The following is a 25,400-nucleotide window of genomic DNA, read 5'->3' as shown; positions in this document are numbered from 1 at the left end:
GGGGCGGCGGCCGAACCGCCACCCCGGGAGCGCTCAGGTGAGCTGGCAGCGACCGGCGCTGTAGTGGGCGACGGCCGCCAGGATCTCCGCCTCCGGCTTGTCGGCGAAGTTGAGGGTGGCGACCAGGCCGGAGCCGTACAGGACGTTCAACGGTGCGCTGTCGAACGCCGTGTAACCGCCGAGGTTCGGCATCGTCGCCGGGTTGTGCGGCTTGACCACCAGCATCTTCTCCAGGCTCCACCGGCGGCGGGAGATCTGCGCGACGGCCTCCCACGGCAGCCAGATCGCCTGACCACGGGTGGGCCGGCTGCGGATCCAGAGCCCCTCGTGGCTCAGCGCGAGCACCGGCCCGCCGGAGCCGATCAGCCAGAGCTGAAGGCCGACCAGCAGGGCGACCAGAAGGATCAGACAGCCCAGCAGCCCCGCCATGCCGAGTCCGCCGGCGCGGCGTCCCTCCGTCTCCATCGAGCCGAGGACGAGGAAGCCGAGGCAGCAGATGATCGGGCCGAGGGCGGCCAGCAGGACGCCGCCGATGACCAGACCACGCTTGACGAGGTTGGGGCGTACGACGAAGGGCTGGTCGTCGGGAATACGCTTGACCACGGGGGTCGGGTGCGGACCCGACGGCCAACCGCCGTAGGGCGGCTGACCGGGTTGTCCGCCGTGCGGCGGTTGGGCGGGGTGTCCGCCGTAGGGCGGTTGTCCGGGGGGCGGGTAGGTCACGGTTCTCCGGTCTCAGTCGATGCGGGCGTAGGCGCGGACGGGAAAGGTGCCCATGCCGGCTACCTTCGGCGGGGCGGCGGTGAATCGGAAGCCGTCGGGCGGGAGCTGGTCCAGCCCGGTCAGATGCTCCACGATCGGGACACCGGCGGCCAGCAGGGTGCTGTGCGCGGGACGCGTACCGCCCGCCACCGGGCTCATGTCGTCGATGTTGATCGAGTCGATGCCGACCAGGGCGACACCGGCGTCGACGAGCGCCTGAGCGCCGTCACCGGTCAGGTAGGGCGCCTCCGGTGCGGCGTACCGGTCGGTGCCGAAGTGCGCGTCCCAGCCGGTGTGGAGCAGGACGGCCTTCCCGGCGACGTCGTACGGCGCGAGCAGCAGGCGGTCCACCGCACGGGTGCCAGCGGGCAGGCGCACCACGAGCGCGGGCAGGTCGGCCAGGCGGTCCAGGCCGACGCCGGCCAGGTCGCTGCCGTCGGCGTACCGGTGTGCGGGGGTGTCCAGGTACGTCCCGGTGTTGGCGATCATGTCGATCCGCCCGACCTGGAACTCGGTGCCCGGTGCGTAGTTCCTCCGGGACTCCTCCCGGGTCAGCCACTCGGTGATCCGGGGCGCCGGCCAGCCGGGCAGCGTGGTCATCCCGTCGGTGAGGACGTGACTCAGCTCGACGAACCGGCGACCGGCGCTCGGAGTGGTGGCCGCGACGCCGCGACCGCCCTTGTGTGGCTCCTCGACGACCGTCGTGCCGGTGATCCGTACCTCGGCCACCATCAGCAGCCCGAGGTGCCGGACGAACAGCGCCGCCAGGTCCTCGTCGGTGATGCTCCGGCCGGGGATGTCCAGCCGGAAGCCCTCGGTGCGTAGACCGCCGCCGTTGGCGAAGGTGACGTCTGCGTCGAACTGTGCGCGAAACTCCCCGTTCATGCCGGGCAGCCGACCACAGCGCTCGGCGGCCGTCAAGATCCTGCTGGGGACGTCGACCGGACCGCCGGACCAGGAGGCCGAGAGCGCGGACGTCGTGGACGGCGGTGGATCGTCCGACCGGAGAGATAGTGTCGACCGGTGGAACCCCCCGTCCGGACGGACGCGGGGTGATCGTCGTGTCCTCACCCGCGGAAGTGATCATGACTGCGCTCACCGGACTGTTCGCCGCCGCCCTGGCCGACCCGGGGCTGGCCCGTGTGCGTGACCTGGCGCGCTCCGGTGCGGCCCAGGTCGACGGCCTCGACCTGACCGCGCCACCGGCGCTGCGCCCGTTCGCGGTCGCCGCCGTCGCCGCGGACGCCACCGACCAGGGGCGGGACGCCGCCGTCGGCGGTGCCGGGCGGCCGGTGCTGGCGGTCACCGCCACCAGCCGCGAGGCGGAGGACCTGGTGGCGGCGCTGGGTGGCCTGCTGCCCGCCGAGCAGGTGGCGATCTTCCCGAGCTGGGAGACGCTGCCGCACGAGCGGCTCTCGCCGCGCTCCGACACGGTCGGCCGACGGCTGGCGGTGCTGCGCCGGTTGGCCCATCCGGACTCGGCCGACGCCCACGGGCGCACCGGGCCGCTGCGGGTGGTCGTGGCGCCGGTCCGGTCGATGCTGCAACCGCAGCTCAAGGGGCTCGGCGATCTGGAGCCGGTGCGGCTGTCCGCCGGCGACGAGGCCGACCTGGAGCAGGTGGCGCGCCGCTTGACCGACATGGCGTACGCGCGGGTCGACCTGGTCACCAAGCGGGGCGAGTTCGCCGTACGCGGCGGCATCCTGGACGTCTTCCCGCCCACCGACGAGCACCCGTCCCGGGTCGAGTTCTGGGGCGACGAGGTGGAGGAGATCCGCACCTTCGCCGTGGCCGACCAGCGCACCATCGACCAGGTGCCACAACTCTGGGCACCGCCCTGCCGGGAACTGCTGCTCACCCCGGAGGTCCGGGAGCGGGCCGCCACGCTGGCCGGACAGCATCCGGAGCTGGCCGAGATCCTGGACAAGCTGGCCGGCGGCGTACCGGTGGAGGGCATGGAGTCCCTCGCCCCGGCGCTGATCGGCGACGACTCGATGGAGTTGCTGCTGGACTGCATGCCCGAGGGCACGTACGTCCTGCTCTGCGACCCGGAGCGGATCCGCACCCGGGCGCACGACCTGGTGCGTACCTCGGAGGAGTTCCTCCAGGCGAGCTGGGCCGCCGCGGCCGTCGGTGGCCAGGCCCCGATCGACCTCGGCGCGGCCGCCTTCCGCACCCTGGCCGACGTCCGCGCGACCGCCGCCACGCTGCGTCGGCCCTGGTGGACGCTGTCCCCGTTCGGGCTGGCGGACGACCTTCATTCGGTCCGGAGTGCCGGCTACCGGCGCGGAGGCCGAATTATGGTCGAGCCGGAGGCCGCCCCGGAGCGGCAGCCGTGGGAGGACGCGCCGGAGGCGGTCGACGTCACCCCCGACGACGCCATCGCGGTCAGCCTGAGCGCCCAGCCCGCGCCGCTCTATCACGGCGAGACCGACCGGGTGGTGGCCGACCTGACGCGCTGGGCCGGTGAGGGCTGGTCGGTCGCGCTGGTCTTCGAGGGGCACGGCCCCGCCCACCGGGCCGTCGAGGTGCTCCGCGACGGCGGCCTGGGTGCCCGGATGACCGAACGGGTCCCGGACGCGCCGGTGCCGGGCGAGGTGCTGGTCACCTGCGGCAGCCTCACCGGCGGCTTCGTCGACGAGGCGGCCCGGTTCGTGCTGCTCACCGGCAGTGACGTCACCGGTGGCCGGGGCGTCTCCACCCGGGACATGCGCAAGATGCCGAGCCGGCGGCGCAACACCATCGACCCGCTGGAACTGCGGGCCGGCGACCACGTGGTGCACGAGCAGCACGGCATCGGTCGGTACGTGGAGCTGGTGCAGCGGACGGTCAACGGCGCGTCCCGGGAGTATCTGGTCATCGAGTACGCCGCGAGCAAGCGCGGCCAGCCCGGCGACCGTCTCTTCGTCCCCACCGACCAGCTCGACCAGCTCAGCCGGTACGTCGGTGGCGAGCAGCCCACGCTGCACAAGATGGGCGGCTCGGACTGGCAGAAGTCCAAGGCCCGGGCCCGCAAGGCGGTCCGGGAGATCGCCGCCCAGCTCATCCAGCTCTATGCCGCCCGCAAGGCGTCCAAGGGGCACACCTTCGGTCCGGACACCCCGTGGCAGCGGGAACTGGAGGACGCCTTCCCCTGGCAGGAGACGCCCGACCAACTCGCCGCCATCGAGGAGGTCAAGCGGGACATGGAGCAGAGCGTCCCGATGGACCGGCTGATCTGCGGCGACGTCGGCTACGGCAAGACCGAGATCGCGGTACGCGCGGCGTTCAAGGCGGTCCAGGACGGCAAGCAGGTCGCGGTGCTGGTGCCGACCACGCTGCTGGTGCAGCAGCACTACAACACGTTCGCCGAGCGGATGAGCCAGTTCCCGATCACGATCCGGCAGCTCTCCCGCTTCCAGACGCCGAAGGAGGCCGAGCAGACCCTGGAGATGGTGGCCAACGGCACCGCCGACATCGTCATCGGCACCCACCGGCTGCTGGCGGCGGCCACCCGCTTCAAGTCCCTCGGGCTGGTCATCGTCGACGAGGAGCAGCGGTTCGGCGTCGAGCACAAGGAACACCTCAAGTCGATGCGGGCCGCCGTCGACGTGCTGAGCATGTCGGCGACCCCGATCCCGCGCACCCTGGAGATGGCGATCACCGGCATCCGGGAGATGTCCACCATCGCCACCCCGCCGGAGGAACGGCACCCGGTGCTCACCGCCGTCGGGGCGCAGGACGACCGGCAGGTGGCCGCCGCCATCCACCGCGAGCTGCTGCGCGACGGACAGGTCTTCTACCTGCACAACCGGGTCGAGTCGATCGAGCGGGCGGCCCGGCGGCTGCGTGAGCTGGTGCCCGAGGCGCGGGTCGCGGTGGCGCACGGCCAGATGGGCGAGGACGCCCTGGAGAAGGTCATGGTCGGCTTCTGGGAGAAGGAGTTCGACGTCCTGGTCTGCACCACGATCGTGGAGTCCGGCATCGACATCCCGAACGCCAACACGCTGATCGTGGAGCGGGCCGACCTGCTCGGCCTGGCCCAGTTGCACCAGATCCGGGGCCGGGTGGGCCGGGGCCGGGAGCGGGCGTACGCGTACTTCCTCTATCCGCCGGAGAAGCCGCTCACCGAGCACGCGCACGAGCGGCTGGCCACCATCGCCCAGCACACCGAGTTGGGCGCCGGCATGTACGTGGCGATGAAGGACCTGGAGATCCGGGGCGCCGGCAACCTGCTCGGCGGCGAGCAGTCCGGGCACATCGAGGGCGTCGGGTTCGACCTCTACGTCCGGATGGTCGGCGAGGCGGTGCAGGCGTTCAAGGGCGAACGTCCCGAGGAGGAGACGGACGTCAAGATCGACCTTCCGGTGGACGCTCACCTGCCGCACGACTACGTCGGCGTGGAGCGGCTGCGCCTGGAGATGTACCGCAAGCTCGCCGAGGCGCGCGACGAGGAACGGTTGCGCGAGGTGGCGGCTGAGATGACCGACCGCTACGGCGAGCCGCCCGCGCCGGTGCAGAACCTGATCGCGGTGGCGCGGTTCCGGCTGCTGGCCCGGCAGTACGGCCTCACCGACGTCAGCATGCAGGGCAAGCACCTGCGCTTCGGGCCGCTGCCGCTGCCCGACTCGAAGCAGATGCGGCTCAAGCGCTACCACCCGGACTCGGTCTACAAGGCCGCGCTCGACCAGGTCAGCGTGCCCCGGCCGACGACCCGTCGGATCGGTGGCGAGCCGCTGCGCGACCAGGCGCTGCTGGAGTGGTGCGCGCAGTTGCTCTCCGACGTCCTCGGTGCCCCCGCAGTGGCCGTGGGTGCTGGTGGCACCGGTGGGTAGGGGGCATGAGAGAGTGACGGGCATGCGTGCTCGCCGTCTTGTCGCCGTCGCCAGCGTGGCGGTCGGCCTCGTCGCCCTCTCCGGTTGCCGTTCCGAGCCCGGTGTCGCCGCGTACGTCGGTGACCACCGGATCACCGAGGACGCCGTCACCGAGGTCATCGACGACGCCCGGGCCAAGAACCCGGAGCCGACCGAGGCGGCCGAGCCGGTGCCCGGCCAGCAGGTTCGACTGCCCGGACGCAGCGAGGTGGTGAGCACCCTGGTGCTCGGCCAGGTCTGCGAGCGGATCTCCGCCGCCGAGGGCTACCGCCCCCAGGGGCAGGCCGAGGTCGCCCAGGTGGCCCAGCAGCTCGGCATCAGCCCCGAGGCCACGTACGCGCGGCAGGTCGCCGAGCTGTACACCTGCCTGTCCGGCATCCCGGTCGGCTCGCCGGTGGCACCGACCGAGCAGGAGCTGGCCGACCTGGTGGCGGCGGGCAAGCGCGCCGGTGCCGTACCCGCCGACGTGACCGTGGAGCAGGCCGCCCCGCAGCTCGACGGCGAACAGCTCCGCCAGGCCCTGGCCACCCGCGACGCCCTGGCCGGGGCGGTCGAGACGTACGACGTGACGGTCAACCCGCGCTACCGTCCGCTGGAGTTCCCGGTGCTCAGCTTCGCCGGTCAGGCGGTCGCGGTGGGTGTGCCGCTGGGTGAGCCGGGTTCCGACGCGGTCACCGACGTCTCCACCCCGAGGCCGGCGCAGACCGGCCCGGCTGACGGCTGACCGTGCCCCGGATCGTCCTGCTGGTGACCTCGCCCCGGTTGCCGGCCGGTCTGCTGACGGCGGCCGCCTGGGACGTCGTACGCGCCGCGCCGGTGCTCGCCGGTGCGGAGAGCGAGCTGACCAACGCCCTGCGGGTCGCCGGTGCCGAGGTGCGCGTGCTCGACGGGCCGGCGGTGCCCGCGCTGCTGGACACGGCGACGACGCACGAGACCGTGGTGTGGCTGGCCGGCCCGGCCGGCGACGAGTCGCTGGCCCGGGAGCTGGGGTTGCGGCTTGCCCGCGAACCGGGGCTGGCGGAGCTGGAGCTGATGTACGGCTCCTGGGATCCGCCGGGGGCCCGGCTGCTCGACGCGGTGGCGGTGCTGGACCGACTGCTCTCCCCGGGTGGTGATCCGTGGAAGCGGGCGCAGACCCACCGGAGTCTGGCCGGGTTCCTGCTGGAGGAGTGCTACGAGGCGTACGACGCGATCGGCGCCGGGGACACCGACGCGTTGCGCGAGGAGTTGGGTGACGTGCTGCTCCAGGTGGTGCTGCACGCCCGGCTGGCCGAGGAGCTGCCCGAGGGCGAGCGGTGGACCGTGGACGACGTGGCCGGTGGCCTGGTCGACAAGATGGTCCGGCGCAACCCGCACGTCTTCGCCGACGCCGAGGCGGGCAGCCTGGAGGAGATCACCGCGAGCTGGGAGCGGATCAAGCAGGCCGAGAAGTCTCGGGATTCGGTGCTCGACGGCATCGCGGTGAGCCAGCCAGCGCTGGCCCTGGCCGCCAAGATCCTGGAACGCGCCACCCGGGCCGGGCTCGGTGTGCCGCTCCCGTCGCCGGATGCCCAGCCGGACGCCGAGGCGGCCCTGGGCGCCGCCCTGCTGACCGCCGTGGCCGAGGCCCGCGACGCCGGCCTGGACCCGGAGACCGCCCTGCGCCGCGCCACCCTCGCCCACGCCGAGTCCATCCGCAAGGCCGAATCCACCCCCCGCCCTCCCACCTGACGCACCGCCCCAGGCGCACCGCCGCCTGACGCACCGCCCCCCCTGACGCACCGCCCCCCCTGACGCACTCCCCGGATCGTGGCACTGCAGCTGCTCCATGCCCGGCGTGTCGAACAGCTACGCTGCCACGCTGCTGCCAAGGGCCGAAGCCCCACCATCGCGCTGAGGTTGGGGCAGCCCAGAGGGCCGATCTACTTAGCCAGGTGCACAAACCCCTGTCAGTTGTCCGGCGTGGCTCCGTGATCAAGAGGTTTGCGTCGGAGAACCGTGTCGGCACGACGCAAACTCCTTGATCACCGGAGTGGGTGGACCGTTTGCGGGAGGCAGGGCGGGGCGGGTCCGCTCCAGGGGCGGGGGGTGGGTGGGGTGGTTAGGGTCGGGGGGTGGAGAAGTTCGGGGTGGTGGCGGAGCGGATCGTCGAGGCGTTGCTGGTCAGTCGGCCGGGGGTGGCCACCTCGGTCGGGGACCACCGGTACGACGACCGGTTGCCGGATCTCTCCGCCGACGCGGTGGCGGCCGACCGGGCGATGCTTGTGGACGCGGCCAGCGTGCTGTGCGAGATCGACCCGGATCCGGGCGACGTCGAGGAGCAGGTGGACCACGCACTGCTGGCGGCGGCGGTCGACCGGGAACTGTTCGAGCTGACCGAGATCCGGGCACACGAGTGGGATCCACTCGCGCACAATCCCGGCCCGCTGCTGCACGCCCTCGTCGCCCGGCCGTACGCGCCGGTCGAGGAGCGGTTGACCGCGCTCGCCGGTCGGCTCGCCGCCGTACCGGACGCGTTGGCGACCGCGCGGGCGACGCTGCGCGACATGCCCCGGATCCACGCCGAGACGGCGGTCGGGCAGTTCACCGGCACCGCCGCGCTGGTCCGGGACGAGGTGCCGGCGCTGCTCGCGCAGGCACCGGCGCTGGTCGACCGGGTCGAGCCGGCGGCCACCGCAGCGATCGCCGCGCTGGAGGAGTTCGTCGCCTGGCTGCGCACCGGGCTGGCCACCGAGGACGGGCCGGGGCGGGATCCCCGGTTGGGGCGGCGGCGCTGGGAGGCCCGCCTGTGGCACACCCTCGACACCGAGCTGGGCGCCGCCGAGATCCAACGCCGGGCCTGGGCCAACCTGGACCGGGTCGGCGAGGAGATCCGCGCGGCGGCGGTCGAGCTGGTCGGCGGTCCGGCCGACGACGAGACGGTACGCCGCGCGCTGGACCTGCTCGCCGCCGAGCACCCCGACGACCACACCATCGTCGACCTGGCCTCGATCACGATGGACGAGGCGAGCGACTTCGTGCGCGCGTACGACCTGGTGAGCGTGCCGGACGACCCCTGTGTGATCCAGGTGATGCCGCAGTTCGCGCGCGGCGTGGCGGTGGCCTACTGCGACGCGCCGGGCGCGCTGGAGACCGCCGACCTGCCCACGTTCTACTGCATTGCGCCGACTCCGGCGGACTGGCCGGCGCATCGCGTGGATTCGTTCTACCGCGAGTACAACGATCACATGATCAGGAACCTGACCGTGCACGAGGCGATGCCCGGTCACTTCCTCCAGCTCGCCCACGCCCGCCGCCACCGGGGCACCACCCGCGTCCGCGCGCTGACCCGGTCCGGTCCGTTCGTCGAGGGCTGGGCGGTCTACGCCGAGGAGCTGATGGCCGGGCACGGCTTCGGCGGGCTGCCGGTGCGGTTGCAGCAGCTCAAGATGCAGTTGCGGATGACCATCAACGCGTTGCTGGACCAGTTGGTGCACGCCGAGGAGGTGCCCGAGGCGGAGGCGATGGCGTTGCTGACCGGGCGGGGCTTCCAGGAGGAGGGCGAGGCGGCCGGCAAGTGGCGCCGCTCGCTGCTCACCTCGGCCCAGCTCTCCACCTACTTCGTCGGGTACGCGGAGGTCGCCGACATCGCCGCGGCCCGCCCGTCGGAGGTGGCGCTACGGGACTGGCACGACGAGATGCTGGCGCACAACTGCCCGCCGCCGCGCCACCTGCGGACCCTGCTCGGGATCTGAGCCTCAGGTGGCGGGTCGGCGGTCCACCACGCCCGCGCCCGGCGGCAGCTCGAACGCGGCGCCGTCGACCTGCTCCTGGTAGCGGCTCAACGCCAACTCGACCGGCACGCCGTCGATCTGGCCGGTGAAGCTGCCGAGCACGCCCTCCGCGGTCACGCAGGCGTTGAAGCTCTCGGCGGTCTGCCGCACGTCGACGCAGGTCGCGTGGTGCCCGGCGATGGTGTTCTCGCGCTGGGTGATGACCGCGCCGGGATCCAGTGCGGCACTGGTCAGCAGGCCCATCACCAGCGGCGGTGTGACCAGGCCCTCGCGTTCGGCGGCGGCGAAGACGACCACCGGCGGCTTGCTGTTCGCGGCGGGCGGCGCCTCGAGCGTGCAGACCGTCCGCCCGTCGTCGGCCTCGCAGCGGGTGGTCGCCTCGGCGGTGACGGTGAGCTTGCCGTCCGGCCACTCGTACGCCGACCGGGCCGGGTCCTGCGACTGGTTGATCGACGCGGTCCGTCCGCCGGAGAGTTGGTACTGCGCCGAGTAGGTCAACTCCAGCGCCCGGTCGATCCGGGCGGCGAGTTCGTTGACCACGTCGGCCCGTCCCATGGCCCGTCCGGCGTCGTCCAGAGCCTGACAGCCGGTGACGGTGAGCAACGCGATGACCGACACGGCGAGCGTACGGAGGGTGGTCGAGGCGGCGGGCATGGCGCCAAGCCTGATCGATCAGGTCCCGCTCGTGCAAACTCGTTGCCGGTTGACGCACGAGAATTCGGGAATGTCCGACCCGTCGGCGGTCACAGAGCGGGTCGTGGCCCGCCCGGTCGCGGTGCGGAGGAACGGGGACCGATACGCTGCGTTCAACACCTGCCTCAGCCGCACCGTCGCGGCCCATACCGCACGAGACGACACGAACGAGGAGCGACTCAGTGGCAACCATCGAGGTAATCGAGGCTCGGGAGATCCTGGACTCGCGGGGCAACCCGACGGTCGAGGTCGAGGTCGGGCTGGACGACGGCACGGTCTCCCGGGCGGCGGTGCCCTCCGGCGCCTCCACCGGCGCCTTCGAAGCGGTCGAGCTGCGCGACGGTGACAAGGGCCGCTACCTGGGCAAGGGAGTGGAGAAGGCGGTCGCCAACATCGAGGACCGCATCGTCGACCAGCTCATCGGGTACGACGCCAGCGAACAGCGGGTGATCGACCAGAAGATGCTGGACATCGACGGCTCCGACAACAAGGGCGAGCTGGGCGCCAACGCCATCCTCGGCGTCTCGCTGGCGGTGGCCAAGGCGGCGGCCGGCAGCGCCGGGCTGAGCCTCTTCCGTTACCTGGGCGGGCCGAACGCGCACCTGCTCCCGGTGCCGATGATGAACATCCTCAACGGCGGGGCGCACGCCGACAGCAACGTCGACATCCAGGAGTTCATGATCGCGCCGATCGGCGCGCCGAGCTTCCGGGAGGCGCTGCGCTCCGGTGCCGAGGTCTACCACGCGCTCAAGACCGTGCTGAAGAAGAAGGACCTGTCGACCGGGCTCGGCGACGAGGGCGGCTTCGCCCCGAACCTGCCCACCAACGCCGCCGCCCTCGACCTGATCGCCGAGGCGGTGGAGAAGGCCGGCTACACGCTCGGCACCGACATCGTCTTCGCCCTGGACGTCGCCGCCACCGAGTTCTTCTCCGACGGGCGCTACACCTTCGAGGGCGTCGCCAAGAGCGCGGAGGAGATGAGCGAGTACTACACCAAGCTCGCCGACGCGTACCCGATCGTGTCGATCGAGGACCCGCTGGCCGAGGACGACTGGGCCGGCTGGCAGACGCTGACCGCCGCGATCGGCGACCGGGTCCAGATCGTCGGTGACGACCTCTTCGTCACCAACCCGCAGCGCATCGCCCGGGGCATCACCGAGCGGGCGGCGAACGCGGTGCTGGTGAAGGTCAACCAGATCGGTTCGCTGACCGAGACCCTGGACGCGGTCGACCTGGCCCACCGGGCCGGCTTCAAGTGCATGATGAGCCACCGGTCCGGCGAGACCGAGGACACCACCATCGCCGACCTCGCGGTGGCCACCGGCTGCGGCCAGATCAAGACCGGTGCCCCGGCCCGCTCCGACCGGGTGGCCAAGTACAACCAGCTCCTGCGCATCGAGGAGGAGCTGGCCGACGCGGCGCGGTACGCCGGTGCGGGCGCCTTCCCGCGTTACCGTTCCGCCTGACGGGTGGTGAACCTCGGGGGAGGGGTGTGATGCAGCAGCGCCGCACGCCGGGTGGTCAACGTCCGGCCCGCCGGCCGGGCCGCACCGGTCGGCCCGGCACTGGCCGGGGCGCGGTCCGGGACGGCGGAGGGGTCCGCGCCGAGTCGCGTACCACCGCCGGCCGGGCGCCGTCGGCCGCCCGCGGTGCCGAGGGCGTACGCTCCGCCAAGCGGCCCGCCGCAGCCCGGCGCACCGCCGCCGGCGGCGTCACCCGGCTCTCCGCACCCCAATCCCGAGGTCTCACCGGCCGGGCCACCGTGCTGGTCGCGGTGCTGATCGCGCTCGCGCTCGCCTACACGTATCCGGTCCGGGTCTATCTCGACCAGCAGGCCGACATCGAGCGGATGGAGGCCTCGCAGGCCGCCCAGCGCAAGCTGATCGCCGACCTGACCGAGGAGGCCGAGAAGTGGCAGGACGACGCGTTCATCGAGGCCAAGGCGCGGGAGCGGTTCTTCATGACCCGGCCCGGTGAGAAGTTGGTGGTGCTGCTCGACGACCCGGCCGGCGCCGCCCGGGACGCCGGCACCGCCCAGCCCGGCACCCCGTCCACGCCGGACCGCTGGTACGACACGCTCTGGTCGAGCGTGCGCGCCGCCGACGCGACCCCGACCGTCGACTGAGCACCGACCACCCCCGCACGAACGAGAGATGGCACCGTGACTGTCGTACCACCGCAGGAGCCGGCGGCGGCCTCCGTACCCCCACCGAAGCGGGAGCCGGCCACGGAGGCCGACCTCGCCGCGGTGGCCGCGCAGCTCGGACGCCCGCCGCGCGGCACCCGGGCGGTGGCGCACCGCTGCCCGTGCGGCCTGCCCGACGTGGTGGAGACGACGCCCCGGCTGGCCGACGGCACCCCCTTCCCGACGCTCTACTACCTGACCTGCCCCCGCGCGACCGCGGCGTGCAGCCGGTTGGAGTCGGCCGGGTTGATGCGGGAGATGGCCGACCGGTTGGCCGCCGATCCGGAGTTGGCCGACCGCTACCGGGCCGCGCACGAGGACTACCTCGCCCGGCGGGACTCGATCGCCGAGGTCCCCGAGATCGCCGGCATCTCGGCCGGCGGGATGCCCGGCCGGGTGAAGTGCCTGCACGTCCACCTCGGTCACGCGCTCGGCGCGGGGCCCGGCGTGAACCCGTTCGGTGACGAGACGCTGGACCTGGTCGAGCCCTGGTGGGCGGCGGGCCGGTGCGTCGACGTGCCGGACGCCGAGTGAGCGGCGAGCCCGCTCCGGACGGGGCCGACGACATCCTGGTCCGGCCCGCCCGCACCGCCGACGTCCGCGCCATCCGTCGGCTGGTGGACACCTACACCGACGACCGGCGGCTGCTCAGCAAGGCCACCGTCACGCTCTACGAGCACGTGCAGGAGTTCCGGGTCGCCAGCCGGGTCGCGGACGGCGCGGTGGTGGGCTGCGGCGCGCTGCACGTGATGTGGGAGGACCTGGCCGAGATCCGGACGGTGGCGGTCGACCCGACCTGCCGGGGTCGACGGATCGGGCACCGGATCGTGGCCGAGCTGATCGAGGCGGCGCGGGACCTGGGCATCGCGCGGATCTTCGTGCTCACCTTCGAGACCCGGTTCTTCGGCTCGTTCGGCTTCACCGAGATCGACGGCGCTCCCGTGCCGCACCCCGTCTACGAGCAGTTGCTGCGCTCGTACGACGAGGGCGTCGCCGAGTTCCTCGACCTGGAGCGGGTCAAGCCGAACACGCTGGGCAACACCCGGATGCTGCTGCGCCTCTGAGGGCGGGTGCCCGGTCGGCACGCCACTGTAGGGTGACCGTCGTGACGACGCGTGTGGCCGCCATCGACTGTGGCACCAACTCGATCCGGTTGCTGGTCGCCGACCTGCCCGACCCGTCGGAGGGGCCCTCGGCGCCGCTGCGCGACGTGTCCCGGCGGATGGAGATCGTCCGGCTGGGTCAGGGCGTCGACGCCACCGGCCGGCTCGCCCCCGAGGCGATCGAGCGGACCCGGGTCGCACTGGTCGACTACGCCGCCGAGATCGAGAAGTCGGGTGTCGAGCGGGTGCGGATGTGCGCCACCTCGGCCAGCCGGGACGCGGAGAACGCCGCCGACTTCCGGGCCATGGTGCAGCAGACGCTGGGCGTGGCGCCCGAGGTGGTCAGCGGCGACGAGGAGGCCCGGCTCTCGTTCACCGGCGCGGTACGCGGACTGCCGTCCGACGCGCGGTCGCCGTACCTGGTGGTGGACATCGGCGGCGGCTCCACCGAGTTCGTGGTCGGTAGCCGGGACGGCGGCGTCGACGCGGCGATCTCGATGGACATCGGCTGCGTCCGGATGACCGAGCGGCACCTGCACGGGGACCCGCCCGGGCTGGACGAGATCGCCGCCGCGCAGGCCGACATCGCGGTGGCGGTCGACCGCGCGCTGACGGTGGTGCCGGGACGCGAGGCGGCCACGCTGGTCGGGCTCGCCGGGTCGGTCACCACCGTGGTCGCGATCGCCGAGGGCCTCACCGGGTACGACCCGACCCGCATCCACCATGCCCGGGTGTCGTACGACCGGGTGGCGCAGGTGACCGCCGAGCTGCTGGCGGCGAATCGGGAGCAGCGGTTGGCGATCCCGGTGATGCACCCGGGCCGGGCCGACGTCATCGGTGCGGGCGCGCTCGTTCTCCGGGTGATCATGGAACGGGCCGGGATGGACTCGGTGGTGGCCTCCGAGCACGACATCCTCGACGGCATCGCCTGGAGCCTCGCTCCGGTCGGCTGAGTGCCTTCTGGGAAATAGCTGAACGGTTGATGCCCACGGGGCGACGGACGACATCGGTGATCGCTTACGGTGTCGTCTGCTCATCCACCCTGGAAGGACAAACCGTGTCAGAGCAGGTCGCATCGGCTCCCGCGCCGAATGCTTCGCAGGACCCGTCGAGTGTGCCGGCACCGCCCTCCGGAGAGGCGGCGGGACAGTCGGCGCCGCCGACCGAACCGGCGCGTGAGTCCGGTGGCAAGAAGAAGCTGATCGGCATCGTCGGCGCGCTCGTCGTGTTCGCGGTCATCACCGGTCTGAAGTTCGGCCTCGCCAGCCTCTTCGACTCCGACAAGACCGCCGAGGCGAAGTCCGGTGACTGCATCGCCGAGCTCCCCGAGACGATCGGCGAGCAGGAGACCGAGGTCAGCGGTGCGAAGGTGGTCGCCTGCACCGACACCGACGCCGCGTACAACGTGGTCGGTCGGGTCGACGACCAGACCGAGGCCCAGGCCCGCACCGGTGAGGCGTGCGAGCCGTACTTCAAGGAGGGCGAAGACGGCTACGTCTTCTACAGCGTCAAGCCCGGCGCCACCGGCTACCTGCTCTGCCTGACGCGCAAGGCCTGACGGCAGGGCATGGTCCCGCACCGTCGACGGCGGCACCGGCCCGGTGCCGCCGTCGACGTGTCGAGCGGGGTGTGCGAACGGGAGGTGAACACCACTGCTTGCGCATCTTCCTAGCGATGGTCACCGCGTGGCAGGCTACCGACACGTACGACCACTGGGCGACCAGCCAACGATGACTGACCGCTAGGAGGATGGGCCGATGGGCGAGATGGTTACTTACCGTGGCGACGGAGGTACCGGCGAGGGGTATCTCGCGGTGCCCGCCAGTGGCACGGCCAGCCCTGCGGTCATCGTCATCCAGGACTGGTGGGGCCTGGTGCCGCAGATCCGGTCGGTGGTGGACCGCTTCGCCGAGGCGGGCTTCGTCGCGCTGGCGCCGGACTTCCGGCACGGCGAGCCGGCGGGCAAGCCGAGCGAGCCCCGACGACTGTTGAACGGTCCACAGATGGACGAGGCGGCCCGCGAGATCGCGGTGGCCGCCGACTACCTCGCCGGGCGTGCCGAGGTGACCGGAAAGGTCGGCTGCGCGGGCTTCTGCGCCGGGGCGAGCCTGGCGCTCTGGGCGGCCAGCCACTCCGAGCGGATCGTCGCCGCCGCCGCGTTCTACCCCCGGCTGCCCTGGGAGGGCATGCGTCCGGAGTGGACCGACTACGCCGGCAAGGACGCCCTCGTGCACTGCTCCGAGGCGGACGGCACCTCCACCGACCCCGGGGTCCAGACGGTCCGCCGGGCGATCGAGAACGCCGGTGGCACCTGCCAGTTGCACGACTACCCGGGCACCGCGCACGCCTTCTTCAACGAGGACCGGCCGGAGAAGTTCGACCTGCGCGCCGCCACCAGCGCCTGGGCCCGCACGCTCGAACTGTTCCGGGCCAAGCTTGGCTGAGTCGCGTACCCCGGCCGACGTGGTCGCCCGCGCCACGCGGGCGGCCGACCTGACCGACCTCGACGCGGCCGTCGCCGACTGCTTCGCCTGCCCCCGGCTGGTCACCTGGCGGGAGGAGGTGGCGCGGACCAGACGCGCCGCCTTCCGCGACCAGGAGTACTGGGGTCGGCCGGTACCCGGCTTCGGTGACCCCGAGGCCCGGATCGCAGTCCTCGGGCTGGCCCCGGCCGCACACGGCGGCAACCGCACCGGACGGATCTTCACCGGCGACCGCTCCGGCGACGTGCTCTTCGCCGCGCTGCACCGCGCGGGCCTGGCCAACCAGCCGACCAGCGTGGCCGCCGACGACGGGCTGGCCCTGCGACACACCCGGATCTTCGCGGCGGTGCGGTGCGCCCCGCCGGACAACAAGCCGAGCCCGGCCGAGCGGGACACCTGTGCGCCCTGGCTGCACCGGGAGGTCGACCTGATCCGACCGACGTTGCGGGTGGTGGTGGCGCTGGGCGCCTTCGCCTGGGCCGCGTGGTGGCCGGTGGCACGCCACGTGTACGGCGTCCGTCCGCCCAGCCCGCGACCGTCGTTCGGCCATGGGGCACACTGGTCCGGCACGGCCGTACCGGAACTGCTCGGTTGCTATCACGTCAGCCAGCAGAACACCTTCACCGGACGGCTGACACCAGGAATGCTTGACGATGTGTTCGCCCGGGCGAAACAACTGGCCGGGGTGGACTGACGCTGCGGGGTGGTGGAGATGGCGGACGCGACGCAGACGAGCCCGCCGTACGCCCTGGTGGAGCGAAGGTAGGTCGACGTGGACCTGCTGCGCAAGTGGTGGCCCGTCACGGCGGTGATCGGCCTGCTCGCCGTCGTCACGCTGGCCGCCGCGCACTCGTCGATCGGCGCGAGCCGGATCCCGCCGGCCGTGCAGGACGCTCCGTTCGTCCTGGAGTACCCGACCGACGACCCGCGTCCCTCGATCCCGGTCGAGCCGCGCGATGCCGCCGAGCAGACCCGGGCCGAGATCCCACCCTGGATCGGCACGGTGGCGCTGGCGCTGCTCGGGCTCGTCCTGCTCGTGGTCATCGGCTACCTCGCCTGGACGGTGATCCGGGGCATGACCCGCCGGGTCACCCGGCGGCTGCCCGCCCGTCCGGCCCGCCGCAGCGCCGCCGGCACCGCCCGCGAGGTGGTCGCCGCGGTCGACGCCGGCCTGGTCGACCTGGACGACCGGGACACCGACCCGAGAACCGCGGTGATCGCCTGTTGGGTCCGCCTCGAAGAGGCCGCCGCCGGTGTCGGGGTGCCCCGACTGGCCGGTGACACCCCCACCGACCTGGTCACCCGGCTGCTGCGCGGCGACTCCGCCAACGGCGTGCCGGCGATCGTCAGCGCCGACGTGCTGGCCGAGCTGGCGCAGGTCTACCGCGAGGCGCGGTACGCGACCCGCCCGGTAGAGGAGCGCACCCGCGACCAGGCCCGCGCCGCCCTGCAACGGTTGCGAGGCGAACTCACCGCCACCGTCGAGCACGACCAGGTGACGGCGTGAGTAAAACCAGTATCGACGACCTGCTCAGCTTCGAGGAGGAACGGCCGGTCCAGCAGGAACCGCCCCGGGGTGGGCGGCTGCGGAGCCTGCTCGGGTTCCTCGGCGTCACCGCCGCCGCGACCGTCGTCCTGATCGCCGGGCTGCGGGCGGTCGGGTTGCGGGTGTCCCTGGTGGTGCTGGTCGCCGGAGTGGTCACCGTGCTCGCGGTACGCCGCATCGTCGCCACGCTCGCCCCTCCGCCGCGCTCCGGACAGACCGTGGCGCGGCCGCAGCAGGACGGCGAGGAGGACGGGATGTACAACTGGGACGCCCGGGACGCGCTGCGCACCGCGATCAACGGGTGGGAGCTTCCATTGGAGTGGTCCAAGACCCAGCCGGAGCGCTTCTCCCAGGTGATCCTGCCCCGCCTCGCCGAGCTGGCCGACGAGCGGCTCCGGCTCAAGCACGGCGTGACCCGCGAGTCGGATCCCGGCCGGGCCCGGGCCCTGCTGGGCGAGCGACTGTCGACGTTCCTGGACACCCCGCCCCGCCGTACCCCTTCGCCGCGCGATCTCGCGGCGATCGTCGCCGAACTGGAGAAGATCTGATGAACGACGTCGGCCAGACGATGCCCCCCGCCGAGGTCGGCCGCCTCGCCCGGGCGGTGTTGGACGCGGTGGGCCAGGTCGTGGTCGGCAAGCGGGACTCGCTGGAGCTGGTCCTCGCCGGCATCCTCGCCGGTGGACACGTGCTCCTGGAGGACCTGCCCGGCCTGGGCAAGACGCTCACCGCGCGGTCGTTCGCCCAGGCGCTCGGGCTGGACTTCCGCCGGCTCCAGTTCACCCCGGATCTGCTGCCCGCCGACGTCACCGGCTCGTTCCTCTACGACCAGCGCAGCGGCGACTTCACCTTCCGGGCCGGCCCGGTCTTCACCAACCTGCTGCTGGCCGACGAGATCAACCGGACGCCGCCGAAGACCCAGTCCGCCCTGCTGGAGGCGATGCAGGAGAAGCAGGTCTCGGTCGAGGGGGTCACCTACCGCCTGGACGAGCCCTTCCACGTGCTCGCCACCGCCAACCCGATCGAGTACGAGGGCACCTATCCGCTGCCGGAGGCGCAGCTGGACCGTTTCCTGCTGCGGGTGTCGTTCGGGTACCCGGAGCACGAGGAGGAGTGGGAGGTGCTGCGTCGGCGGATGGCCCGCCGCCGCGAGGAGGCCGAGATCAAACCGGTCGTGGACGCCGCCACGCTGCGCGCCATGCAGGCGGCGCTGGAGGACGTGGTGGTGGAGGACTCGGTCGGCCGGTACATCGTGTCGTTGACCGCGGCCACCCGGGAACACCCGTCGGTGCTGGTCGGTGCCTCGCCGCGTGGCTCGCTGGCACTGCTGCTGCTGGCCCGGGTGCGGGCCGTGCTCTCCGGCCGGGACTACGTGGTGCCGGAGGACGTCAAGGACGTCGCGGCACCGGCGTTGGCGCACCGGATCACGCTGCGGCCGGAGATGTGGCTCCGCCGGGTCGACCCATCCTTCGTCGTCGGCGAGGTCCTCGACGGCACTCCCGCGCCGGCCAGTGGCGCGCTGCCCAGTTACGCCGCCGGTGGACCGGGACACTGACCCGTCGTGACCGCTCCGGACCGACCGGCCCCGCCGAGCTGGACGCCGACTGCGGCGCTCGGCCGCGCGGTGCTGCTCACCGGCCTGCTGCTGGCCGCCGCAGTGCTGTTGGGCCGGGTCGACCTGGTCGTGCTGGCCGTCCCGTTCGCGCTCGGCACCGCGTACGCGCTGCGCCGCCGACCGACCGAGCTGCCCCAGGTGTGGATCAGTGCCGACGAGGCGCACCTGGTGGAGGGCGGTGAGGTGAGCGGCACGGTCAGCGTCGGCAACCCGGGCACCGTGCCGTACGACGTGGCGGTGCTGCGTACCCGGGTCTCGCCGTGGCTGCGGGTGACCCGGGCGGCCCTCGCCGGTGGCGACGCGCCCGCCGGCCGGCGGTCCTCTCCGACCGACCGGCCGTTCGTCACCTCGGTCGCCCCGGACACCGCAGTCGACCTGGAGCTCTCCGGCACCGCGTTGCGGTGGGGACGGCACCGGATCGGCCCGGCCGGTGCCCGGGTCGCCGCCGCGCAGGGCCTGCTGACCTCCCGTGCGGTCTACGCCGAGCCGATCAGGTCCAAGGTGTACCCGAAGACCGAGCCGTTCGACGCGGTCGAGGCGATGCCCCGGGCCGCCGGCCTGGTCGGCGCGCACCATTCGCGTCGGCCCGGCGAGGGCGGCGAGCTGGCCGGTGTCCGCGTGTTCGCCCCCGGCGACCGGCTGCGCCGCATCGACTGGCGGGTGTCGCTGCGGGCCCGGCAACTGCACGTGGCGTCCACCCTCTCCGACCGGGACGCCGAGGTGGTCGTGCTGCTCGACGTGCTCGCCGAGGCGGGCCGCTCCGGCGGGATCGCCGGCACCGCCTCGGTGCTGGACACCACGGTCCGGGCCGCCGCCGCCATCGCCGAGCACTACCTGCACCGGGGCGACCGGGTGTCGTTGCTGGAGTACGGCCCGAGCGCCCGACGCCTGCGCCCGGCCACCGGGCGTCGCCAGTATCTGACCGTCCTGGAGTGGCTGCTGGACGTGAAGGCGCAGTCCTCCCCGCACGAGCCCTACGACCAGGTGTTCGGGCCGCAGGTGCTCTCCGCCGACGCGCTGGTGGTGGTCCTCACGCCGCTGCTGGAGGAGCGGTCGGCGCAGATGCTGGCCCGGCTGGCCCGCTCGGGGCGGTTCGTGGTCGCGGTGGACACCCTGCCGGCCGACCTGACCCCGCCGACCGACCGGGGCTGGGCCGAGGTGGCGTACCGGCTGTGGCGGCTGGACCGGGAGACGATGATGGCCCAGCTCCGCGAACACGGGGTGCCGGTGGTGCCCTGGGCCGGTGCGGGCAGCCTCGACCAGGTGCTGCGGGACGTGGCCCGGCTGGCCACCGCACCCCGGGTGGGTGGCCGGTGATCGCACGGCTCAAGGCGGTACGCACGGCGGCCGGCCGGATCACCCTGGCCCCGATCCTGGTGCGCTTCGGCGTCTTCCTCGTCACGTTCGCCGGGTTGCTGCTGTCGTACCCCGTCCAGATGCTCCAGGGGCAGACGCTCGGCGCGCTGGCCGTGGTCGCGGTGGCGCCCGCAGTGTCACCGCACCGGTTCTGGCCGAGCTTCGCCGCGCTGGTCACGGTCGCCGGCTGGGTGCTCGCCACCGACCTGCACGAGCGGCCGATCGCGCTGTGGCGGCTGCTGGTCGTGGCGGCGCTGCTCTATCTCGCGCACACGCTGACCGCACTGGCGGCACTGCTGCCGTACGACGCGGCGGTGGACCCGGATCTGATCGTGCGTTGGCTCACACGGGCGGGCGCAGTGGTGCTCGCCACGTCGGTCCTCGGGGTACTGCTGGTCGAGTTGGCCCGGGTCGGCAGCGACGGCACCGGACGGATGCCGGTCACGATCGCCGGTCTGCTGGTGGTCGTCGGGTTGACCGCGATGCTGGCCTGGCTGCTGCGACGCAGGTGAACGGCGGTTCGGACGGGATCGCCGGGGCCTGCGGTGCCGCTGTGATTCGTCCGGTTTCGTCCCTGCGGTAGCGCGGGTCACACTGAGGTTGTGCTCGGTCACAGAAGGGTGCCGCGAGCGGGGTTACCGGCGCTGGCACGGGAAAGATGTAAGCGTGAATCCGAAGCGGATCCTTGTGGTGGGTGCCGGGCACGTCGGGCTCTACGCGGCCCTGCGCCTGTCGAAGAAGCTCAGCTCCCGTGAGGCCGAGGTCATCGTCGTCGACCCGCAGCCGCACATGACCTACCAGCCGTTCCTCCCCGAGGCGTCGGGAGGGAACATCTCTCCGCGACACTCCGTGGTGCCGCTGCGTCGCGAGTTGCGGAAGTGCACGGTGGTGGCCGGTGCGGTGACCCGCATCGAGCACGACCGCAAGACCGCCACCGTGCAGCCGATCATCGGCCCGCCACGGGAGATCGCGTACGACCACGTCGTGGTCGCACCGGGTTCGGTCTCCCGGACCCTGCCCATCCCCGGCCTGCACGAGCACGGCATCGGGTTCAAGACCATCGGCGAGGCCATCTATCTGCGCAACCACGTGTTGGAGCAGTTGGACGTGGCGGCCGCGACGACCGACCCGGAGGTCCGGCGCCGCGCCCTCACCTTCGTCTTCGTCGGCGGCGGGTACGCCGGCATCGAGGCGCTCGCCGAGATGGAGGACATGGCCCGGCACGCGCTGAAGTACTACCCCGAGCTGACGGCGTCGGACATGCGGTGGGTGCTGGTCGAGGCCACCCAACGGGTCCTTCCCGAGGTCGACCGGGACATGGGTGCCTACACCGTGCAGCAGTTGCTGAAGCGGGACATGGACATCCGGCTGGACACCCGCCTGGAGTCCTGCGTCGACGGGGTGGTGAAGCTCTCCGACGGGGACAGCTTCAGCTCGGACACCATCGTCTGGACGGCGGGCGTGAAGCCGGCGCCGATGCTGGACGCCACCGACTTCCCCCGCGACGAGCGGCGTCGGGTCACCTGCCGGCCCACCCTCCAGGTGGTCGACGGTGACCGGGTGGTCGAGGGCGCCTGGAGCGCCGGGGACTGCGCCGCCGTACCGGACCTGACCAAGCCGCCGGGCAACTTCTGCTCGCCGAGCGCCCAGCACGCGGTACGCCAGGCCCAGCGGATGGCCGACAACATCGCCGCCGTGGTCCGGGGCGGGCAGCCGGTCGACTACAAGCACAAGCACGCCGGCAGCGTGGCCAGCCTCGGCCTGCACAAGGGCGTGGCCCAGGTCTACGGCGTCAAGATGACCGGCTGGCCGGCCTGGTTCATGCACCGGACGTACCACATGAGCCGTATCCCCTCGTTCAACCGCAAGGTCCGGGTGGTGGTCGACTGGACGTTGGCGTTCTTCCTCAAGCGTGAGGTGGTCGCCCTCGGTCAGTTGCACGACCCGCGCGAGGAGTTCGCCGAGGCGTCCTACCCGGGCTCCAAGGCGTAGTGGTCCGAGCCCGCGCGGCCCACCGGCCGCGCGGGCTCAGACCCGCCAGATCCAGGCGTCGGCCACCCGGGTCGACGGCCCGTAGAGCGCCTCCAGGGTCAGCCGCAGGCTGTCCGCGTGCGCGGTGGCGACCGCCAGCACCACGCAGGAGGCACCCCAGTGCCGTACGTCCTCGGCGGCCCGGCGGCGCTGGTTCTCGCCGACCACCGGGCGTAGGCCGCTCCGGCTCACCTCGGCGAGCAGTGCGGCCGTGGGCCGTGGGGCCACCCCCATCGCGGCGCTGCCGCCCCGGCCGTGCGGGCCGATGAAGAAGCCCTCCGGCATGCCGAACGCGGCGTCGGTCGCCGTCGACCATCGCATCGGCCATGGGTCCTTCGGCGTCGCCACCGGCACCGGCACCAACACCCCGCCCGGTTCGACGCAGGTCCGCCAGTGCCCGGCGGTGACGAACTCGGGCACCGGCGTGCGCGCGGCGGTGGGCAGCGGCGTCGGGACCAGTGGCAGGAGCACCACACCGGCCGTCACCAGCGCCATCCGCCGGGCGCGCCGCCCCGCGCGCAGCGCCCGGTCCAGCGCGACCACCAGGATCGTCGCCGCCAGCGGCGGCACCGCCAGGGCGAAACGCATCGGCAGCGCACCGTCCACCACCGGCAGCCCGGCCAGCAACGCGTACGGCCCGGGCAGGCCGGTGCTCTCGCCCGCGTGGATCACCTCCGGGCCGAGCGAGAGCGTACCCATCACCAGGATGCCGGCGAGGCAGGCCAACACCAGCGGGCGACGCCGCTGCCAGAGCGCACACCCGGCGGTGACCACCAGCAGGGGCCAGCCCAGGAAGGTGTTGTACTCCGCCGGCCCGGTGGTCAGCTCGGCCGAGCGTTCGTCACCGAGCAGGGTCAGCGGCGAGACCGCCCACCAGCTCCGCAGGTCCGCCGAGAAGTAGTGCGGGCTGAACATGCCGTCGGCGACGCCGAGCGGCCCGGCGAACTGGAGCCACAGCGGGCGGGCGAGCACCAGCAGGGCCAGGCCGGTGGCGAGCGCCATCCCGCCGACGAAGGCGGGCAGCGCGCGGCGGGTCAGGTCCCGGTCCGCGGCGGCCACGGTCGCCGCCATCACCAGCAGGGTGACGGTGGCGAGGAAGAGCACCTCCTCGCCGACGAACACCTGGACGCAGACCACGACGGCGAGCGCCACGGCGGAGGTCACCAGCCGCCGCCGGTCCGGCCCGGCGCGCCCGGTGCCGTCGGCGGCCCGGAGCAGGCGCACCACCAGCCAGACCACGACCGGCAGCAGCCACTGGGCGGTCATGTGCAGGTGGCTGTTGGTCTGGGAGACCATCCCGGGGCCGAAGCCGCACAGCGCGCCGCCCAGGACGGCCGCCAGGCGGTGGACGCGCAGCACTCGGGCGAACAGCAGGTACCAGGCGGTCGCGGTGGCGGCCAGGTTGCCGGCGGCGAGCAGGGCGAAGGTGACCGGCGCGCCGAACGCGAGGGTGACCGGTGCGAACAGCAGGCCGAGGGCGATGACCGAGGTGTTCGCCATCAGGTTCACCCCGTCCGGGGCGTTGAGCCGGTCGGTGTGCAGCCCGAAGTCGCCCAGCAGGGCCCGCGCGTCCACGGTCAGGAACCACTCGTAGAGGACCTGGTCCTCGGGGTTGAGGGCGAGCACCCGGCCCGTCGGGTCGGGCCAGAGCCCGTGCGTCAGCCAGCCCGCCAGCACCACGAACACCAGCCCCACCAGCAGGTCGGCCGGGTGCCGCGTGACGGCCGCCACCAGCCGGGCCCGGAGTGGCAGGCGTACCCGATCGGTGGTGCGGATCGCCCGCTCGGACACGCCGTTTTCGCGTGCGGTGGGTGCGGCGCTGCTCACGGCCTCGACCCTAGTGCGGGTGCTCCGCGCGGGACGCCGCAGCGAGCGGGAACCCGCTACCGTGGCACTGCACCACGCGTGTCTTCGCGTCGGGGTCACCCGCCCGGGTGGTGGAACGGCAGACACGGCCGCCTTAAAAGCGGCTGCCGCAAGGCGTGCGGGTTCGACCCCCGCCCCGGGCACTCTCAGGGTTCCCTCAGCATTCCGATCGACATGGCGCTGCTCCGGCCGTTTACTCTTGTAGCGCGCGTTGACGTGCCACGACCCCCTTAGGGAGGCCAGAGAGTGAAGACTTCGAACCCGGTGCTCGCCCGGCTCGGTCAGGCGGCCGAGCGGGAGCGTGCCGCCGGGTACGCCCCGACCGGGCCGTACGGACAGCCCGGATACCCCCAGCAGCAGTACCCGCCGCAGGCCGGTTACCCCGGTGCGCCGGGTTACCCGTCCGCGCCGCCGGCGGTCACCCCCATGTCGATCGACGACGTGGTGGTCAAGACCGTCATGCTCCTGGCCATCGTCGGTGTGACCGGCGCGGCGGCCTGGGTGATGGTGCCCGACGCGCTGCTCGGCGTCGCCTGGATCGGTGCCGCCGTCGTGGGCCTCGTGCTCGGCATGATCATCTCGTTCTCCAAGATGGCGAACCCGGCTCTGGTCGTCGCGTACGCGGTGGTCCAGGGTGTGCTCGTCGGCGCGGTGAGCAAGTTCTTCGAGTCGCTGTACGACGGCATCGTGATCCAGGCGGTGACCGCCACCTTCGGTGTCTTCTTCGTGATGACCATGCTCTACCGGGCGAAGGTCATCCGGGCGACGCCGAAGTTCGTCAAGGGCATGGTCGCCGTGATGGCGGGTCTCTTCGCCGTCATGCTGATCAACCTGGTGCTGGCGATGTTCGGTGTGAACACCGGTCTGCGTGACGGCAGCCCGCTGGCCATCGGGTTCAGCATCGTCTGCATCGTGGTCGCCTCGCTGAGCTTCATCCTCAGCTTCAAGGAGGTCGAGGACGGCGTCCGGATGGGCCTGCCGCAGCGCTACTCCTGGGTCGCCGCCTTCGGCATCCTGGTCAGCCTGATCTGGCTCTACATCGAGATGCTGCGCCTGCTGAGCTACTTCCAAGGCGACGACTGACCATCGCCGCCCAGCGACCGACCGGCGCCCGCCCCACCCGGGGCGGGCGCCGTCGTTCGAAGCCACCCCCGT

23 protein-coding genes and 1 tRNA gene are annotated in these 25,400 nt (G+C 72.7%); 20 read left to right on the top strand and 4 right to left on the bottom strand.

The features are described 5' to 3' along the window. Positions 1-33 precede the first annotated feature (33 nt). Positions 34-603 (bottom strand): hypothetical protein, encoded by a 570-nt coding sequence (locus tag ABT008_RS11410; RefSeq protein ID WP_350695708.1) that lies wholly within the window; start codon positions 601-603, stop codon positions 34-36. 132 nt (positions 604-735) lie between these two features. Continuing rightward, entirely contained in the window at positions 736-1,647 is a 912-nt protein-coding gene (locus tag ABT008_RS11405) for a cyclase family protein (RefSeq protein ID WP_350695706.1), read from the bottom strand. Between the two features lie 200 nt (positions 1,648-1,847). Between ABT008_RS11405 and mfd the strand changes: the two genes are divergently transcribed. The 4 genes from mfd (at position 1,848) to ABT008_RS11385 (ending at position 9,328) form a co-directional block, all read left to right on the top strand. Continuing rightward, the gene (gene mfd / locus ABT008_RS11400) at positions 1,848-5,576 is read left to right on the top strand and encodes a transcription-repair coupling factor (RefSeq protein ID WP_350695704.1); all 3,729 of its coding nucleotides are present in this window, start codon (positions 1,848-1,850) and stop codon (positions 5,574-5,576) included. 22 nt (positions 5,577-5,598) lie between these two features. Then, on the top strand, positions 5,599-6,339 hold the full coding sequence (locus ABT008_RS11395) for a hypothetical protein (protein ID WP_350695703.1): 741 nt from the start codon (positions 5,599-5,601) through the stop codon (positions 6,337-6,339). A gap of 2 nt (positions 6,340-6,341) precedes the next feature. Beyond that, positions 6,342-7,325 (top strand): nucleoside triphosphate pyrophosphohydrolase, encoded by a 984-nt coding sequence (locus ABT008_RS11390; protein ID WP_350695701.1) that lies wholly within the window; start codon positions 6,342-6,344, stop codon positions 7,323-7,325. A 383-nt stretch (positions 7,326-7,708) separates the two neighbouring features. Next, a complete protein-coding gene (locus tag ABT008_RS11385; RefSeq protein WP_350695700.1) occupies positions 7,709-9,328 on the top strand; it encodes a DUF885 domain-containing protein in 1,620 nt (539 codons plus the stop codon). 3 nt (positions 9,329-9,331) lie between these two features. Here the strand turns inward: ABT008_RS11385 and ABT008_RS11380 are convergent, their stop codons facing one another. Next, the gene (locus ABT008_RS11380; RefSeq protein WP_350695698.1) at positions 9,332-10,021 is read right to left on the bottom strand and encodes a hypothetical protein; all 690 of its coding nucleotides are present in this window, start codon (positions 10,019-10,021) and stop codon (positions 9,332-9,334) included. Between the two features lie 221 nt (positions 10,022-10,242). Between ABT008_RS11380 and eno the strand changes: the two genes are divergently transcribed. The 14 genes from eno (at position 10,243) to ABT008_RS11310 (ending at position 22,340) form a co-directional block, all read left to right on the top strand. Continuing rightward, positions 10,243-11,526, top strand: a complete 1,284-nt coding sequence (eno, locus tag ABT008_RS11375; protein WP_350695696.1) for a phosphopyruvate hydratase — start codon at positions 10,243-10,245, stop codon at positions 11,524-11,526. A 29-nt stretch (positions 11,527-11,555) separates the two neighbouring features. After that, on the top strand, positions 11,556-12,185 hold the full coding sequence (locus tag ABT008_RS11370; protein WP_350695695.1) for an FtsB family cell division protein: 630 nt from the start codon (positions 11,556-11,558) through the stop codon (positions 12,183-12,185). Positions 12,186-12,221: 36 nt separating this feature from the next. Next, on the top strand, positions 12,222-12,779 hold the full coding sequence (locus ABT008_RS11365; protein WP_350695693.1) for a DUF501 domain-containing protein: 558 nt from the start codon (positions 12,222-12,224) through the stop codon (positions 12,777-12,779). Next, positions 12,776-13,309, top strand: a complete 534-nt coding sequence (locus ABT008_RS11360) for an amino-acid N-acetyltransferase (RefSeq protein WP_350695691.1) — start codon at positions 12,776-12,778, stop codon at positions 13,307-13,309. Before ABT008_RS11365 ends, ABT008_RS11360 begins: the two co-directional genes overlap by 4 nt. 53 nt (positions 13,310-13,362) lie before the next feature. Next, on the top strand, positions 13,363-14,301 hold the full coding sequence (locus ABT008_RS11355; RefSeq protein WP_350696168.1) for a Ppx/GppA phosphatase family protein: 939 nt from the start codon (positions 13,363-13,365) through the stop codon (positions 14,299-14,301). Between the two features lie 104 nt (positions 14,302-14,405). Beyond that, positions 14,406-14,906 carry an LppU/SCO3897 family protein gene (locus ABT008_RS11350; protein WP_350695689.1) on the top strand — a complete coding sequence of 167 codons (501 nt, stop codon included), beginning with the start codon at positions 14,406-14,408 and terminating at the stop codon, positions 14,904-14,906. A gap of 199 nt (positions 14,907-15,105) precedes the next feature. Further along, complete coding sequence (locus tag ABT008_RS11345; RefSeq protein ID WP_350695688.1) at positions 15,106-15,792, top strand: dienelactone hydrolase family protein; 687 nt, start codon at positions 15,106-15,108, stop codon at positions 15,790-15,792. After that, positions 15,785-16,525, top strand: coding sequence for a uracil-DNA glycosylase (locus ABT008_RS11340; RefSeq protein ID WP_502890402.1), 741 nt, complete (start codon positions 15,785-15,787; stop codon positions 16,523-16,525). Before ABT008_RS11345 ends, ABT008_RS11340 begins: the two co-directional genes overlap by 8 nt. 78 nt (positions 16,526-16,603) lie before the next feature. After that, the gene (locus ABT008_RS11335) at positions 16,604-17,338 is read left to right on the top strand and encodes a DUF4129 domain-containing protein (RefSeq protein WP_350695687.1); all 735 of its coding nucleotides are present in this window, start codon (positions 16,604-16,606) and stop codon (positions 17,336-17,338) included. Further along, positions 17,335-17,925, top strand: coding sequence for a hypothetical protein (locus ABT008_RS11330; protein WP_350695686.1), 591 nt, complete (start codon positions 17,335-17,337; stop codon positions 17,923-17,925). Before ABT008_RS11335 ends, ABT008_RS11330 begins: the two co-directional genes overlap by 4 nt. Then, complete coding sequence (locus ABT008_RS11325; protein WP_350695684.1) at positions 17,925-18,932, top strand: AAA family ATPase; 1,008 nt, start codon at positions 17,925-17,927, stop codon at positions 18,930-18,932. The genes ABT008_RS11330 and ABT008_RS11325 overlap by 1 nt, the downstream gene beginning before the upstream one ends. A gap of 6 nt (positions 18,933-18,938) precedes the next feature. Beyond that, positions 18,939-20,309 (top strand): DUF58 domain-containing protein, encoded by a 1,371-nt coding sequence (locus ABT008_RS11320; protein ID WP_350695683.1) that lies wholly within the window; start codon positions 18,939-18,941, stop codon positions 20,307-20,309. Next, the gene (locus ABT008_RS11315; protein ID WP_350695681.1) at positions 20,306-20,860 is read left to right on the top strand and encodes a hypothetical protein; all 555 of its coding nucleotides are present in this window, start codon (positions 20,306-20,308) and stop codon (positions 20,858-20,860) included. Before ABT008_RS11320 ends, ABT008_RS11315 begins: the two co-directional genes overlap by 4 nt. Before the next feature lie 154 nt (positions 20,861-21,014). Continuing rightward, positions 21,015-22,340: an NAD(P)/FAD-dependent oxidoreductase gene (locus ABT008_RS11310; RefSeq protein ID WP_350695679.1), complete on the top strand. Its 1,326-nt coding sequence runs from the start codon at positions 21,015-21,017 to the stop codon at positions 22,338-22,340. Positions 22,341-22,376: 36 nt separating this feature from the next. Here the strand turns inward: ABT008_RS11310 and ABT008_RS11305 are convergent, their stop codons facing one another. Beyond that, on the bottom strand, positions 22,377-24,206 hold the full coding sequence (locus ABT008_RS11305; protein ID WP_350695678.1) for a hypothetical protein: 1,830 nt from the start codon (positions 24,204-24,206) through the stop codon (positions 22,377-22,379). A 101-nt stretch (positions 24,207-24,307) separates the two neighbouring features. On the opposite strand from ABT008_RS11305, the gene ABT008_RS11300 reads away from it, so the two are divergent. Together ABT008_RS11300 and ABT008_RS11295 are read left to right on the top strand one after the other, a co-directional pair. Beyond that, positions 24,308-24,388 (top strand) — tRNA-Leu (locus tag ABT008_RS11300). Positions 24,389-24,491: 103 nt separating this feature from the next. Further along, a complete protein-coding gene (locus ABT008_RS11295; RefSeq protein ID WP_350695676.1) occupies positions 24,492-25,328 on the top strand; it encodes a Bax inhibitor-1/YccA family protein in 837 nt (278 codons plus the stop codon). Positions 25,329-25,400 lie beyond the last annotated feature (72 nt).

The sequence above is a fragment of the Micromonospora sp. NPDC002389 genome, from assembly GCF_040296095.1.
Taxonomy (GTDB): domain Bacteria; phylum Actinomycetota; class Actinomycetes; order Mycobacteriales; family Micromonosporaceae; genus Micromonospora.
The sequence above is the reverse complement of the archived record's forward strand: the minus strand, read 5'-3'. Positions and strand labels throughout refer to the sequence as shown.

What these genes read in the sequence shown, in the direction of transcription:
- ABT008_RS11405 (WP_350695706.1), bottom strand. Translation starts at nt 1,647, where the DNA reads ATGAACGGGGAGTTTCGCGCACAGTTCGACGCAGACGTCACCTTCGCC.
- ABT008_RS11380 (WP_350695698.1), bottom strand. Translation starts at nt 10,021, where the DNA reads ATGCCCGCCGCCTCGACCACCCTCCGTACGCTCGCCGTGTCGGTCATC.
- ABT008_RS11370 (WP_350695695.1), top strand. Translation starts at nt 11,556, where the DNA reads ATGCAGCAGCGCCGCACGCCGGGTGGTCAACGTCCGGCCCGCCGGCCG.
- ABT008_RS11395 (WP_350695703.1), top strand. Translation starts at nt 5,599, where the DNA reads ATGCGTGCTCGCCGTCTTGTCGCCGTCGCCAGCGTGGCGGTCGGCCTC.
- ABT008_RS11325 (WP_350695684.1), top strand. Translation starts at nt 17,925, where the DNA reads ATGAACGACGTCGGCCAGACGATGCCCCCCGCCGAGGTCGGCCGCCTC.
- ABT008_RS11345 (WP_350695688.1), top strand. Translation starts at nt 15,106, where the DNA reads ATGGGCGAGATGGTTACTTACCGTGGCGACGGAGGTACCGGCGAGGGG.
- mfd (WP_350695704.1), top strand. Translation starts at nt 1,848, where the DNA reads ATGACTGCGCTCACCGGACTGTTCGCCGCCGCCCTGGCCGACCCGGGG.